Annotated in this window: 13 protein-coding genes and 1 tRNA gene; 3 read left to right on the top strand and 11 right to left on the bottom strand. The window is 71.4% G+C overall.

Translation table 11 applies throughout. The annotated features are described in order from the left end of the window. Positions 1-82: 82 nt before the first annotated feature. Genes ABZ904_RS39765 through ABZ904_RS39755 form a run of 3 tightly spaced genes read right to left on the bottom strand, consistent with a single transcriptional unit; the run spans position 83 to position 3422 of the window. Entirely contained in the window at positions 83-967 is an 885-nt protein-coding gene (locus tag ABZ904_RS39765; protein WP_361001169.1) for an SDR family oxidoreductase, read from the bottom strand. Then, positions 964-1890, bottom strand: coding sequence for an alpha/beta hydrolase (locus tag ABZ904_RS39760; protein ID WP_359404683.1), 927 nt, complete (start codon positions 1888-1890; stop codon positions 964-966). The genes ABZ904_RS39765 and ABZ904_RS39760 overlap by 4 nt, the downstream gene beginning before the upstream one ends. Next, positions 1887-3422 carry an NAD(P)/FAD-dependent oxidoreductase gene (locus ABZ904_RS39755; protein WP_361001172.1) on the bottom strand — a complete coding sequence of 512 codons (1536 nt, stop codon included), beginning with the start codon at positions 3420-3422 and terminating at the stop codon, positions 1887-1889. The genes ABZ904_RS39760 and ABZ904_RS39755 overlap by 4 nt, the downstream gene beginning before the upstream one ends. Before the next feature lie 162 nt (positions 3423-3584). Between ABZ904_RS39755 and ABZ904_RS39750 the strand changes: the two genes are divergently transcribed. Next, positions 3585-4205 carry a MerR family transcriptional regulator gene (locus ABZ904_RS39750; protein WP_359404760.1) on the top strand — a complete coding sequence of 207 codons (621 nt, stop codon included), beginning with the start codon at positions 3585-3587 and terminating at the stop codon, positions 4203-4205. A 29-nt stretch (positions 4206-4234) separates the two neighbouring features. Here the strand turns inward: ABZ904_RS39750 and ABZ904_RS39745 are convergent, their stop codons facing one another. Further along, positions 4235-5038: an exodeoxyribonuclease III gene (locus ABZ904_RS39745; protein WP_359404677.1), complete on the bottom strand. Its 804-nt coding sequence runs from the start codon at positions 5036-5038 to the stop codon at positions 4235-4237. A 112-nt stretch (positions 5039-5150) separates the two neighbouring features. On the opposite strand from ABZ904_RS39745, the gene ABZ904_RS39740 reads away from it, so the two are divergent. Further along, entirely contained in the window at positions 5151-5627 is a 477-nt protein-coding gene (locus ABZ904_RS39740) for a GNAT family N-acetyltransferase (RefSeq protein WP_361001175.1), read from the top strand. Between the two features lie 488 nt (positions 5628-6115). Here ABZ904_RS39740 and ABZ904_RS39735 read toward each other — a convergent pair. The 7 genes from ABZ904_RS39735 to galU form a co-directional block, all read right to left on the bottom strand. Further along, a tRNA-Ala gene (locus ABZ904_RS39735) sits at positions 6116-6189 on the bottom strand. 98 nt (positions 6190-6287) lie between these two features. Then, positions 6288-7556: a gephyrin-like molybdotransferase receptor GlpR gene (glpR, locus tag ABZ904_RS39730; protein WP_361001178.1), complete on the bottom strand. Its 1269-nt coding sequence runs from the start codon at positions 7554-7556 to the stop codon at positions 6288-6290. 172 nt (positions 7557-7728) lie between these two features. Further along, entirely contained in the window at positions 7729-8391 is a 663-nt protein-coding gene (locus ABZ904_RS39725; RefSeq protein WP_361001181.1) for a GNAT family protein, read from the bottom strand. 26 nt (positions 8392-8417) lie between these two features. After that, complete coding sequence (locus tag ABZ904_RS39720; protein ID WP_359404665.1) at positions 8418-8999, bottom strand: MogA/MoaB family molybdenum cofactor biosynthesis protein; 582 nt, start codon at positions 8997-8999, stop codon at positions 8418-8420. Further along, positions 8996-9475: a cyclic pyranopterin monophosphate synthase MoaC gene (moaC, locus tag ABZ904_RS39715; RefSeq protein ID WP_359404662.1), complete on the bottom strand. Its 480-nt coding sequence runs from the start codon at positions 9473-9475 to the stop codon at positions 8996-8998. Before moaC ends, ABZ904_RS39720 begins: the two co-directional genes overlap by 4 nt. A gap of 258 nt (positions 9476-9733) precedes the next feature. Beyond that, complete coding sequence (glp, locus tag ABZ904_RS39710) at positions 9734-11062, bottom strand: gephyrin-like molybdotransferase Glp (RefSeq protein WP_361001185.1); 1329 nt, start codon at positions 11060-11062, stop codon at positions 9734-9736. A gap of 4 nt (positions 11063-11066) precedes the next feature. After that, positions 11067-11969: a UTP--glucose-1-phosphate uridylyltransferase GalU gene (gene galU / locus ABZ904_RS39705; protein ID WP_359404656.1), complete on the bottom strand. Its 903-nt coding sequence runs from the start codon at positions 11967-11969 to the stop codon at positions 11067-11069. 134 nt (positions 11970-12103) lie between these two features. Here galU and ABZ904_RS39700 point away from each other — a divergent pair, with 134 nt between their 5' ends. Further along, on the top strand, positions 12104-12706 hold the full coding sequence (locus ABZ904_RS39700) for a 5-formyltetrahydrofolate cyclo-ligase (RefSeq protein WP_361001189.1): 603 nt from the start codon (positions 12104-12106) through the stop codon (positions 12704-12706). Positions 12707-12822: the final 116 nt, after the last annotated feature.

Genomic DNA, 12822 nt, shown 5'->3' with positions numbered 1-12822 from the left:
CCCATGTGTGTTCACTCCCGTAGTGGGTGAGGGGATTGGGCCTCGACCAGATTTACACGACCGGACAAACAACGCATTTCGATCAGTTACGCAGCGTACTGCGCTGCTGCTCATCGGCCTCTCCGCCGGCCCCCACCAGCCCGGTGCCGACCCCCTTGAGCCGCGGCTCGAACCTCCGCATCTCGCGCTGCCCCACCATCGCGATGACGCCCGGGAGATAACCGCGCACGGCCTGCATCCCGCGCAACCACCCCTGCCCGTAGACATGACCGGACCGCCGCTCGATCCCGGACACGATCCGGTCCACCGCAGGTCCGAGCGGATACGTCTTGTTGGACGGCCACGGCAGCCGTTGCCGCAACTCCCGCATGACCTCGTCCTGGTCGGCGCCGCGCACCATGTCCGTGTCGGTCCAGGAGAGATACCCGACGCCGACCCGTACACCCGTGTGGGCGACCTCCGCACGCAGGCTGTGCGCGTACGCCTCCACACCCGACTTGGACGCGCAGTACGCCGTCATCATCGGCGCGGGCGTGATCGCCGCCAGCGAGGCGATCTGGAGCAGATAGCCGCGGCTCTCCGTCAGCACCGGCAGGAACGCCCGGGCCGTCACCGCGGAGCCGATCAGGTTGACCTCGATCACCCGCCGCCATGCCTCGGGGTCGGAGTCGGCGAACGGCCCGCCGTTGGCCACGCCCGCGTTGGCGACCACGATGTCGACCTTCCCGAACCGCTCCTTGACCTCCCGGGCGACCCGCGTCATCGCCTCGTGGTCGGCGACGTCGGCGTACCAGTGGGCGCTGTCCCCGTACAGCTGCTCCGAGACCTGCTTGAGCGCGTCCGGCTCCAGGCCGACGAGCGCCACCTTCGCGCCGCGCGCCGACAGTTTGCGGGCCAGCAGTTCGCCGACGCCCCGCGCGGCGCCGGTGACGACCGCGACCTGCCCCTCCAGGCTCACCTTGCTCATGCGCCCTCCTCCAGCCGTGCGTCCACCGCGTACCGGGTCACGAGTTCCCGGATTTTCCCGTTGACCAGCTCCGGCGCCTCCACCGGCGTCATATGGCCGAGCCCCGGCAGCTCCGTGCTTCCCACGCAGTACGGCAGCCCGGCGACCAGCTCCCGTGCGTGCACCGGCGGCGTGAGCCGGTCCGCAGTGCCGACCAGGACCTCCGTCGGCACCGTCAACTCCCGTACGCCCGCCTCCAGATCCAGCCCCTCGAGCACACGCGACCAGGCGTGGCGCACCCGGCGCGGGCAGGCGTGCACCACCTGCGCGCATGCCTCCACCATGTCCGGCGTCGAACCGGCGCCCATGGTGGCGTACTTGAGGATGCGCCGGGCCGTCGGTGTGACCGGCCCGAGCGGGGCGGGCGAACCCAGGATGCGCGCCGTGAGCCAGGTGCGGAAGCGCCCGGCGCGCAGCGGCAGCACGAGCGCCTCGGCGACCAGGCGCGCACTGCCCGTGCTGCACAGCAGGACGGCCGCCGTCCGCTCCCTGAAGCGGGGGCGCGCGGCCGCGGCCAGTACCGCCATCCCGCCCATGGAGTGCCCCACGACCACGGCCTTCTCACCGGCTGGGAGCGTCTCGGCGAGCACCGCCTCCAGGTCGCCGGCGAGCGCCTCCGTGCCGTACGTGGGGCCGGCGGGGCTGCGCCCGTGTCCCCGCTGGTCGTAGGCGATCACCCGGTGGTCGGCGGCGAGGTCCCGCACCTGCGCCGCCCAGAAGGCGGTCGAGCAGGTCCAGCCGTGGGCGAGGACCACCGCGGGCGCACCCTCGGGTCCGTGCAGTTCGACGTGCAACCGGGCACCGTCGGCGGACCGCACGGTCAGCTCGCGGGCCGGGACCGGGGGCGCGTACGGCCCGCTCACCACATGCGCTGGACGGCTCATGCGCGTGCCTCCGCCTTCGTCGTGCCGGAACCCTCGTCCGTCCGCGGTGCGCCGGGAGCCCTGACCACCTCGTACTCGCCGAGGTCCACGCGTCGCGTCGCGCTCCGGAACTCGGTGGTCGTACCGGGCCAGATGGTGGTGTTGCGGCCGCTCGCGTCCAGATACCAGCTGGTGCATCCGCCGGTGTTCCACACCGTGCGCTTCATGCGTTCCTGCACCGTGTGGTTCCAGGCGTCGACGGCCTCCGTCCGCGCGTCCAGCGCGACCCGGCCGCCGAGGACGTCCAACTGCCGCAGGTAGTCGGCCATGTAGTTCAGCTGGGACTCGATCATCAGGATCATCGAGGAGTTCCCGAGGCCCGTGTTGGGGCCGATGATCGTCATCCAGTTGGGGAACCCGGCGGCGGTCGCGCCGCGCAGCGACCTCATGCCCTGGCTCCAGGCCGCCGCGAGCGTGCGCCCGTCGGCGCCGACGACCCGCTCCGCGATCGGCATGTCCGTGACGTGGAAGCCCGTTCCGAAGACGATCGCGTCGGCCTCCGTCTCGGTGCCGTCCGCCGCGACGAGGGTGGAGCCGCGGACCTCGCTGAGGCCACTGGCGACGACGTCGACGTTCGACCGGGAGAGCGCCGGATAGTACGAGTTGGAGAGCAGGATCCGCTTGCAGCCGATGCGGTAGTCGGGCGTCAACTTGGCGCGCAGGGCCGGGTCCTTGATGCCCCGGGCGATGTTGCGCCTGGCCAGCCGTTCGATCAGACCCAGTTCGTCGGGGTGCTTGGTGAACGCCTGGACCTGCAGCTCCCGGATGCCCCACAGGAGGCCCCGGCGCAGCCCGGTGGTGAACGGCAGCGCGCGGTGCAGCCGTCGCTCGAGGCCGCTGATGGCCCGGTCGACGCGCGGCATCACCCACGGCGGGGTGCGCTGGAAGAGGGTGAGGCTGCCGACCACCGGCTGGATCTCGGGCACGATCTGGATCGCGGACGCCCCGGTGCCGACCATCGCGACACGCTTGCCGCGCAGGTCGTAGTCGTGGTCCCAGCGGGCGGAGTGGAAGATCTTGCCCGGGAAGCCGTCGAGGCCCGGGATGTCCGGCACCTTGGGGTCGGACAGCGGCCCGGTGGCGGAGACGACGACATCGGCGGTGAGCGAACCGCCGCTGGTCTCGATCGTCCAGTGCAGCCGCTCCGCGTCCCAGGTCATCAGCTTCACCTCGGAGTCGAAGCGGATGTGCGGGCGCAGCCCGTAGAGGTCCGCCACATGCTCCAGGTACGCGCGGATGTGCTCCTGCCCGGAAAAGGTGCGCGGCCAGTCGGGGTTGGGCGCGAAGGAGAAGGAGTACAGGTGGGACGGCACGTCACAGGCGCACCCCGGGTAGCTGTTGTCGCGCCAGGTGCCGCCGACGGAGCCGGCCCGCTCCAGGACGACGAAGTCGGTGATGCCCTCCCGCCGCAGCCGCACGGCGGCCCCGAGCCCGCCGAACCCCGATCCCACCACCGCCACCCGTACATGAGGCACCTGCTCGTGCTCGGCCATTACGCCCCTCCATGCTCTGTGCGACTCTGCCAGTGAGCGCTGGCGCAATGGGAGGGTAGGACAGCCGTGTACCGATGGGTAGGGGGTGGGACGAGGAAAGTTACCGGGGGTACGACGTAGGGTGCGGGAGTGGTTGAGGACGGGGAGCGGCGCGAGTACCGCATGGAGGAGTTGGCCGAGCGGGCCGGCATCACGGTGCGCACCCTGCGTTTCTACCGCGAGCGCAAACTGATCCAGCCCCCGCGCCGCGAGGGCCGGATCGCCTGGTACGACGACACGCACCTGGCCCGGCTGCGCACGATCTCGGCGCTGCTGGAACGCGGCCACACCCTGAGCGGCATCGCGGAACTCGCCGAGGCCTTCGACCACGGCAGAGACGTGGGCGACCTGCTCGGCCTCGGCGCGCCCACCGAGGAGACCCCGGTCCGTCTGACGCCCGAGGCGCTGGCCGATGTGTTCGGCACCGAGGCGACCCCCGAGAACCTGGCCGCGGCCCTCGACCTCGGCTACCTGGGCACGGACGGCGGCGAGATAGTCCACATCAGCCGGCGCCTGCTCGATGTGTCGGCGGCCCTGGTCCGCGAGGGCATCCCGCTCGCGGACGTCCTGGGCGCCGCGCGCCGGGTACGCGACCACGCGGAGGCCCTGGCGGACCTCTTCGCCGACCTGCTGACCGCGCACGACCGTCCCGCGGAGGACGCCGAGCGCCTGCGGCCCCTGGCCAAGAGCGTCATGGAGGCGGAACTCTCCCTGGCCCTGGACCGCCGCCTGCGCAAGCGCTAGAGCCGTTCCGGAACGCCCCGCCCGGTCCGCTACCTCTCGAAGGTCACCGTCACCGGAGCGTGATCCGACCACCGCTCACCATGGCTGGCCGCCCGTTCCACGACCGCCTTGACGGCCCGTCCCGCGAGCCCGGGGGTCGCCACGGCCAGGTCGATCCGCCACCCCGTGTCGTTGTCGAAGGCCCGTCCCCGGTAGGACCACCAGGTGTACGGCCCCTCGATGTCCGGATGCAGGGCCCGCACCACATCGACGAACCCACCGTCCGCGGGATCGAGGACCCGGCTCAGCCACGCCCGTTCCTCGGGCAGGAAACCGGAGTTCTTCTGGTTGCCGCGCCAGTTCTTCAGGTCGGCCTCGGCGTGGGCGATGTTCCAGTCGCCGCAGACGACGACCTCGCGGCCGTCGGCGGCGGCCCGCTCCCGGAGGTCCTTCAGATAGCCGAGGAACTCCGCCATGAAACGGACCTTCTCCTCCTGCCGCTCGGTCCCCACTTCCCCCGAGGGCAGATACAGGCTGGCGACGGTGACGCCGGGCAGATCCGCCTCGACATACCGCCCGCTGCCGTCGAACTCGGCGGATCCGAACCCGATCCGCACACGGTCGGGCTCACGCCGCGTGTAAAGCGCCACCCCGGCGCGCCCCTTGGCCTCGGCGGGGGCGTGCACGACATGCCACCCCTCCGGCGCCCGTACGCCCTCCGGAAGCTGCCCGGCCTCGGCCCGCACCTCCTGGAGGCACACCACATCGGCCGAGGTACCGGCAAGCCATTCCACGAAGCCCTTCTTCGCGGCGGCGCGCAGCCCGTTCACATTCACGGAGGTCACAGTCAGCAAAGCACTCGTCCTTCGGGCACATTCACGGAGGTCACAGTGAGCACCCGGGAACCATACCGGCACACTGGTAGGGCCCCCGTTCCGAGATATGCATAGATGTACGATAACTGGTATGAATATTCGCCGTGTTTCGTTCGACCACCCCGACGCCGTCAAGCTCAACGACGAGGTCCAGGCCGAGTACCACCTGCGCTACGGCGACGGTGGCGATGCCACGTACCTGGATCCGGCGATGTTCGAGCCGCCCACCGGGCTCTATCTGATCGCGTACGACGAACAGGACCGTCCCGTCGCCACGGGCGGCTGGCGCGCCCAGGAGAAGAACGACGAGGGGTATCTGGCCGGGGACGCCGAACTCAAGCGGATGTTCGTCACAGAGGAACTGCGCGGCAGAGGCCTGGCACGCCGCATACTGGCCGCGCTGGAGGAGGATGCCCGCGCGGCCGGCCGCACCCGCATGGTCCTGGAGACGGGCAGCAAGCAGCCGGAGGCCGTGGCCCTCTACGCCTCCAGCGGCTACGAACCGTGCGCCAAGTTCGGCTACTACCGCTTCCACGAACTCAGCCTGTGCTTCGCGAAGCCGCTGTAGGGCACGGCCGCGAAACGCCTCAACTCTGCGCGCCGCTCCCCGCTGTGAACCATGCGGCGGGCGTGCCGCGTTCGGACGGGATCCAGGATCTCCTCAACTGCCCTGTCACGCGGACTGATCCCGGCTCGCCACGACGCCGGCAATGCGCGGCGGGGCTGGTCGCAGTGTCCAGACCCGACGGCTCCTTTGCGCGCAGGGCCACAACCCGCTTTTGGCAGCGGGGAATTGCCCTTCCGGAATCCAGGTACCCATCGGCTTGGCCGGGGACGGACCCGACTTCATATTCGCATCGCGATGCGGATCCCGCGCCACAGCAAGATCGCAGCGACGAGGGAGGAGTCCACACGTCCGGCCCGAGGAGCCCGTCGAGCGCCGAGCAAGGCCGATAAGCACCTCGGCAGCAAGATCCAGAGTAATTGCCGTGCATCTTTCCTGCACAACACGTCAGAGCCCCGGTCGGTGTTCACCGACCGGGGCTCTGAGCTGCGTGGACCTGAGGGGATTTGAACCCCTGGCCCCCTCGATGCGAACGAGGTGCGCTACCGGACTGCGCCACAGGCCCTTGCAACGAGTGAAACTCTAGCATCCTCATCGGCCTGCCCGGAAATCCGTTCCGCCCTGGTCAACCACGGGGGCGGAGGGCCGGCGGCGCACTCGCTGCTACTCGTTGGCGGCCTTGCGGCGCTCCCCGTCCTCGTACTGGTCGAACAGCGGGGTGCGCCCCCGCTCGCGGGCGCGGCGCGCGGACGCCGCGCGGCGGGCGTCGGTGCGGCCGCCGTCGGCGGCCTCCGTCTGGTCCTCGGCTTGCACACCGGACTCCCCGGAGTCCGGCTCGGCACCGGCGGCGGACGCGTCCGGTACGGGCGCAGCCGCCTCCGCCGCGCTCGAACGGGCCGAGCTCCACGCGTCCGGCGCCCCGAGGTCCACACTGGGCGTCGCCCGCGGAGCGACCGGCGCGGTCACATACGTCGGCAGGGGCACCGGCACCGGGTCCCAGCTGTCGCCGTGGCCGGGCCTGCGCTGCCGCTCGCGCTGCTGGTCCACCCACTCGGCGTGATCCGTCTGCTCGACCAGGGCCCGGCGGTCGGCCGCCAGCGCGGACAGCCCGGGATCACTTTCCGGCTCGGGCCCCTCCTCCGGCTTGTCCGCGCCGGAGTCGACAGGCGGCCGCCGCCTCGGCTGTCGCTCGCGCAGCCGCTGCGCCGCCGCCTCGGCCCGCTGCCGGTCCATCGTGTAGGTGAACCGCTTGCGCTCCTTCGCCCTCAGATGCGCGATGTAGACGCTCAGCAGGACGGCGGGCACACCGGGCGCCCACAGGAAGGCCAGCCCCCCGACCGCGGCGACGATCGCGCCGAGCGTGAACGCAAGGAAGAGCATCACAGTCGTGCGCCGCCGACGCGCAAGTACCTTCGAGCGCCGGGCACGCGCCATGGCCTCCGCCGAAGACACCTTCCGGGCCCCGGGCGCCCCCTTGCCCGCCGCGGGGCGGGCGGCCTTCGCCTCGGAGGCGGGCGCGCCCTTGGACTGCGCCCCGGCGGCCTTGGACGGGGACGGCGACGCCGACGGCGACGGCGTGCCGGACTTGGCCGCGCCCGGGTCTGTCTGCTCGCGCCTGGCCTGCCCCTCCGGTTCCACCCGCGCCCGCGCCTGCGCCCCGGTCGGGGGCATGGCGAAGGCCCGGACGTCCACCGAATCGGTGACGACGTCCGGCCCGGAACTGCGCTCCCCCTCTTCGGAGGAGCGCGCCCGCAGGTCCTTGGCGTATCGACGCTCCATGCCCGCCCGTCCGGACAGCAGCCGGATGGCTGTGCTGAAGCGTTCCGTCGGACGAGACTCGTTCAGCTCGTCCTGCCTACGGAGCCACATCGGCACCAAGTAGGCGGCCCAGGCCCCGACAATGACTGCGTAGATGAGGCCGCTGCTGCTCACGCCTCACACGGTAGAGGGGTTTGCATGGGGCCATCTGCCAATTGGGCCGGTGTGTCGCACGATCTGGCTGATATTTCGAACTTTTCTTGGGATCGATGCGATCAGCAGGCCATCGGGACCGCCAATTCATTGGCCCAGACGATCGTCGTCCGATCAATTTCGAACATATTTTTTATTTACCGGAGTGGCCCGGCTTACTCGGATCCCTGCTCGTGCCCTGTATGCGGGCACTGCCGCTCTGCGCACCAGCCTGTTGTGAGCGTGCCCGGTGCCAGCGCGCCAGCAGTCCCTCGGGCACCTCTTCCGCGGTGAGTGCGAACACCAGATGGTCGCGCCAGGCCCCGTCGATGTGGAGATAACGCGGCCGGAGCCCCTCCTCGCGGAATCCCAGTTTCTCCACAACCCGGCGGCTCGGCCGGTTCTCGGGGCGAATACAGACTTCGATGCGGTGCAGTCCGACGGTCCGGAAGCAGTGGTCGACGGCGAGCGCCACGGCGGTCGGCATCACCCCGCGGCCCGCGACCGCCTCGTCCACCCAGTAGCCGACGTGCCCCGAGCACATCGAGCCCCAGGTGATCCCGGCCACCGTCAGCTGTCCGGCGAGCCGTCCCTGGTACTCGATGACGAAAGGCAGCATCCGGCCCGCGTTGGCTTCGCTGCGCAGATGCCGGACCATCTGGCGGTAGGTCGGCCGCTGGGTGAGGGGACCGGTGGACGTGGGCGGCGGAATGGTGGCCTCCCACGGGCGCAGCCAGTCCCGGTTGCGCCGGTTGACCTCGCGCCAGAGCCGCTGGTCGCGCAGCTTTATGGGCCGGAGGACGACATCGCCGTCCACCAGCTCGACGGGCCAGGATGGGCTGTTCAGCTCGCACCCCCACTCGGTCTGGACCGGTTCTCGCCGGCCGGGGACCCGTCCGCGTCGGCCCTCGGGTGGTCACCGCCGCGGAGCTGGTCGACGGCGTGGACCAACAGGGGTTCCAGCACGGCCAGTCCGTCCTTCACTCCGCCGGTCGATCCCGGCAGGTTGACGATCAACGTCCCGTCGGCGACTCCGGCGAGCCCCCGGGAGAGCGCCGCCGCAGGCACCTTCTCCCTTCCGAACGCCCTGATGGCCTCCGGAATGCCCGGCACCTCGTAGTCGATCACCGCGCGGGTCGCCTCGGGGGTGCGGTCGGTGGGCGAGAGTCCGGTGCCGCCGGTCGTGACGATCACGTCGTACCCGGCTCGGGACCCCGTGCGCAGCGCGTCCTCCACCGGGTCACCGTCCGGCACCACCCACGGCCCGTCGACCGCGAAGCCGAAGCGGGTGAGCGCCTCCGCGATCAGGGGGCCGCCCTTGTCCTCGTACACGCCCGCGGCCGCGCGGTTGGACGCGGTCACCACGAGGGCCGCGTACGCCGCCGACAGGGCGCCGCCGGCCGGCGCGCCGTCCGGTGCCGTCATGCCCGGCTCCAGTCGCCGGACTTGCCGCCCGTCTTCTGCTCCACGCGCACGTCCGTGATGACCGCCCCCTTGTCGACCGCCTTGACCATGTCGATCACGGTCAGTGCCGCGACGCTGACCGCGGTGAGCGCCTCCATCTCGACGCCCGTGCGGTCGGTGGTCTTCACGGTCGCGGTGATCTCCACCGCGTCGTCCGCCACCGCCAGATCCAGCTTCACACCGGACACCGACAACGGGTGGCACAGAGGGATCAGGTCCGGGGTGCGCTTGGCGCCCATGATGCCCGCGATACGCGCGGTCGCGAGCGCGTCGCCCTTGGGGACGCCCTCCCCGCGCAGCAGCTCGATGACGCGCGGCGAGACCAGCACGCGACCGCTGGCCCGCGCGGTGCGCTCGGTCACGTCCTTCCCGGAGACGTCGACCATGCGGGCGGCTCCCGCCTCGTCGATATGGGTCAGTCGGTCCTGCGTACTCATGTGCTGCGGCACTCCCGGTCCCGGGCCCGGCGCGGTGCGCGGGTCTGCTGTGCGCGACACGGTACCGCCAACTCGACGCGATCAGCCGAGCGAGGTCCACGGAGCGGACCTCCCGGTCAGGAAGGGGCTCCCCGGTACCGCGGTGCCCGGCCGGGCGAAGGTCGCGGCTGGGCACTTTGCGGAGCCTCACGGAACGCGGCGGCACCACCGGCCCGGCACCGCGTGTCCGGGCGCGCGGCGTCCCGGAGGCTCCCGCGTTCAGCCGAGAAGGATCACCTCGACCTCGGCGCCCGGCTCGACGGAGGTGTCGTCCTCGGGGACGACGATCAGCGCGTCGGCGTGCGCGAGCGCTGCGATCAGGTGTGATTCCGCGCCGCCCACCGTGGTCACCGTGCCGTCGGCGTACTTCCCGCGCAGGAACTGCCTCCGGCCCGCGGGCGAGGTCAGCGCCTTGTCCGCCTCGAGGACGGCCCTGGCCCGGGGGCGGTGCACATCCGTCAGGCCCATCAGGGTGCGGATCGCCGGGCGTACGAACAGTTCGAAGGAGACGTACGACGACACCGGGTTGCCCGGCAGCGCGAGCAGCGGTGTGTGGTCGCGGCCGATGACGCCGAAGCCCTGCGGCTTGCCCGGCTGCATGGCGAGCTTGCGGAACTCGACACCGCCGCCCGCCTCGTCCTCGTCCTCGTCCCCGACGGAGGTGAGGGCCTCCTTGACGACGTCGTACGCACCCACGCTCACCCCTCCGGTGGTGACCACGAGGTCGGCGCGGAGGAGCTGGTCCTCGATGGCGGAGCGAAGCGTGTCGGCGTCGTCCGCGACCGCGCCGACCCGGTAGGCGATGGCGCCGGCGTCCCGTGCGGCGGCCGTGAGGGCGAAACTGTTGGAGTCGTAGATCTGGCCGGCCGCCAAGTCCTCGTCGGGCTGCACGAGTTCGCTGCCGGTCGACAGGACCACCACACGCGGGCGCGGGCGCACCCGTACCGTGCCGCGGCCGATCGCGGCGAGCAGCGCGATCTGCGGCGCCCCGATCACGGTGCCCGCCTCGAGGGCGAGGTCGCCCGCCTTCACATCGCTGCCCTGTGCGCGCACATGCGCGCGTGCCTCCGCCGGGCGGTGCACGCGCACCTGCCCGGTGGCTCCCTCCGGGGCCAGGCTGCGGGCCGGCATCCCGGAGACGGGACCGCCGCCGAGACCGCCGTCGGTCCACTCGACGGGCACGACGGCTTCGGCGCCGGGCGGCAGCGGGGCGCCCGTCATGATCCGCGCGGCCTGACCCGGTCCCACCTGAAGCAGGTCGGCCGCGCCCGCCGCGACGTCCCCGACCACCGTGAGGACGGCCGGGAACTCCTCGCTCGCCCCCGCGACATCCGCGACCCGCACCGCGTACCCGTCCATCGAGCTGTTGTCGAACGGCGGCAGTGAGACCGGCACCGTGACGTCGTCGACCAGGACGCACCCCTGAGCGTCGAGCAGCTGCAGCTCGATGGGCTCCAAGGGTCGAACGGTGGCGAGGACGTCCTCCAGGTGTTCGTCCACCGACCAGAGGTGGTCCCGGTGGGCGGGGCGGCTCGCGGCGGCACTCAAATCGCTACATCTCCTCGGTCACGTAACTGCGAAGCCAGGTCCGGAAGTCCGGACCCAGATCTTCACGTTCGCACGCGAGTCTGACAATGGCACGCAGGTAGTCGCCGCGGTCGCCGGTGTCATAGCGGCGGCCCTTGAAGACGACGCCGTGCACCGGGCCGCCGACCTTCTCGTCCTCGGCGAGCTGCTGGAGGGCGTCGGTGAGCTGGATCTCGCCGCCGCGCCCCGGCTCGGTCTTGCGCAGTACGTCGAAGATGGTCGGGTCGAGGACGTAGCGGCCGATGATCGCGTAGTTGGACGGCGCGTCCTTCGGGTCGGGCTTCTCGACCAGACCGCTCACCCTGACGACGTCGCTGTCCTCGGTGATCTCGACTGCCGCGCACCCGTAGAGGTGGATCTGCTCGGGAGCGACCTCCATGAGCGCGATGACGCTGCCGCCGCGCTGCTCCTGGACCTGCACCATGCGGGCCAGCAGGGGGTCGCGCGGGTCGATCAGGTCGTCGCCGAGGAGGACGGCGAAGGGCTCGTGGCCGACGTGCGGGGCGGCGCACAGCACGGCGTGCCCGAGGCCCTTGGGGTCGCCCTGGCGGACGTAGTGCATGGTGGCGAGGTCGCTGGACTCCTGGACCTTGGCCAGCCGCTCGGCGTCGCCCTTCTTCTCGAGGGCGGACTCCAGCTCGTAGTTGCGGTCGAAGTGGTCCTCGAGGGGTCTCTTGTTGCGACCGGTGATCATCAGTACGTCGTCGAGCCCCGCGGAGACGGCCTCCTCGACCACGTACTGGATCGCGGGCTTGTCGACGACCGGCAGCATCTCTTTGGGGGTGGCCTTCGTGGCCGGCAGGAACCGGGTGCCGAGGCCGGCTGCAGGAATGACAGCCTTGGTGATCGTGGGGTGCGACTCAGTCATGCCCGCCACCATATCCGGTGGCAATGTGCGGAATCTGACCCCCTAAGTAATTTGCCGTCATATGACCGCATTCAGGAAGGGCAGGGCACTGACCTGTGGCTCCCAAGGAATACCGGACCGAGCCTGACAAGCGAATGTTGCGGCGGAGACTCCTCGAGGTGAGGGACAGGTTGACGGCGAATGACGTACGCGAGGCGGCCGCCGCCCTGGCCCGGCGGGCGCTGCGGCTGCCCGAGCTGGCTCAGGCGCGCACCGTGGCCGCGTACGTCTCCGTCGGCAACGAACCCGGCACCCTGGCACTCCTCGACACGCTGCGCGCTCGGGGAGTGCGGGTGCTGCTCCCCGTGCTCCTGCCGGACAACGACCTCGACTGGGGAACGTACGCCGGTCCCGACTCCCTCGTACGCGTCCGGCACGGCGGGCGGATGGCCCTTCTGGAGCCTGCGGGCGAGCCGCTGGGCCCGGAGGCCGTGGGGCAGGCCGACGCCGTGCTGCTGCCCGGCGTCGCGGTCGACGCGCGGGGCATGCGCCTCGGCCGCGGCGGCGGCTCGTACGACCGCGTACTGGCCCGCCTGGAGCGCGCGCAGTCCGATCCCGCCCTGGTGGTGCTCCTGTACGACACGGAGGTCGTGGAGCGCGTGCCCGAGGAGCCGCACGACCGCCCGGTGCACGCGGTGGTGACCCCGTCGGGCGTACGCCGCTTCCGGGAGCCGTCCCGCGGGCGCGAGCAGTCCTGAGCCCGAACGCGGACCGGCCCTCCACGCGCCCGGGGGGGGGCGGGGCCGGGTGACGGGGTGCGGGAAGGGGTGTTGTACAGGGGGTGGGGCGGGGTGTTGGAGGGGTCGGGCGTGGG

The organism is Streptomyces sp. NPDC046900 (assembly GCF_040644975.1).
Lineage (GTDB): Bacteria > Actinomycetota > Actinomycetes > Streptomycetales > Streptomycetaceae > Streptomyces.
This window is presented reverse-complemented; position numbering and strand designations above follow the sequence as displayed.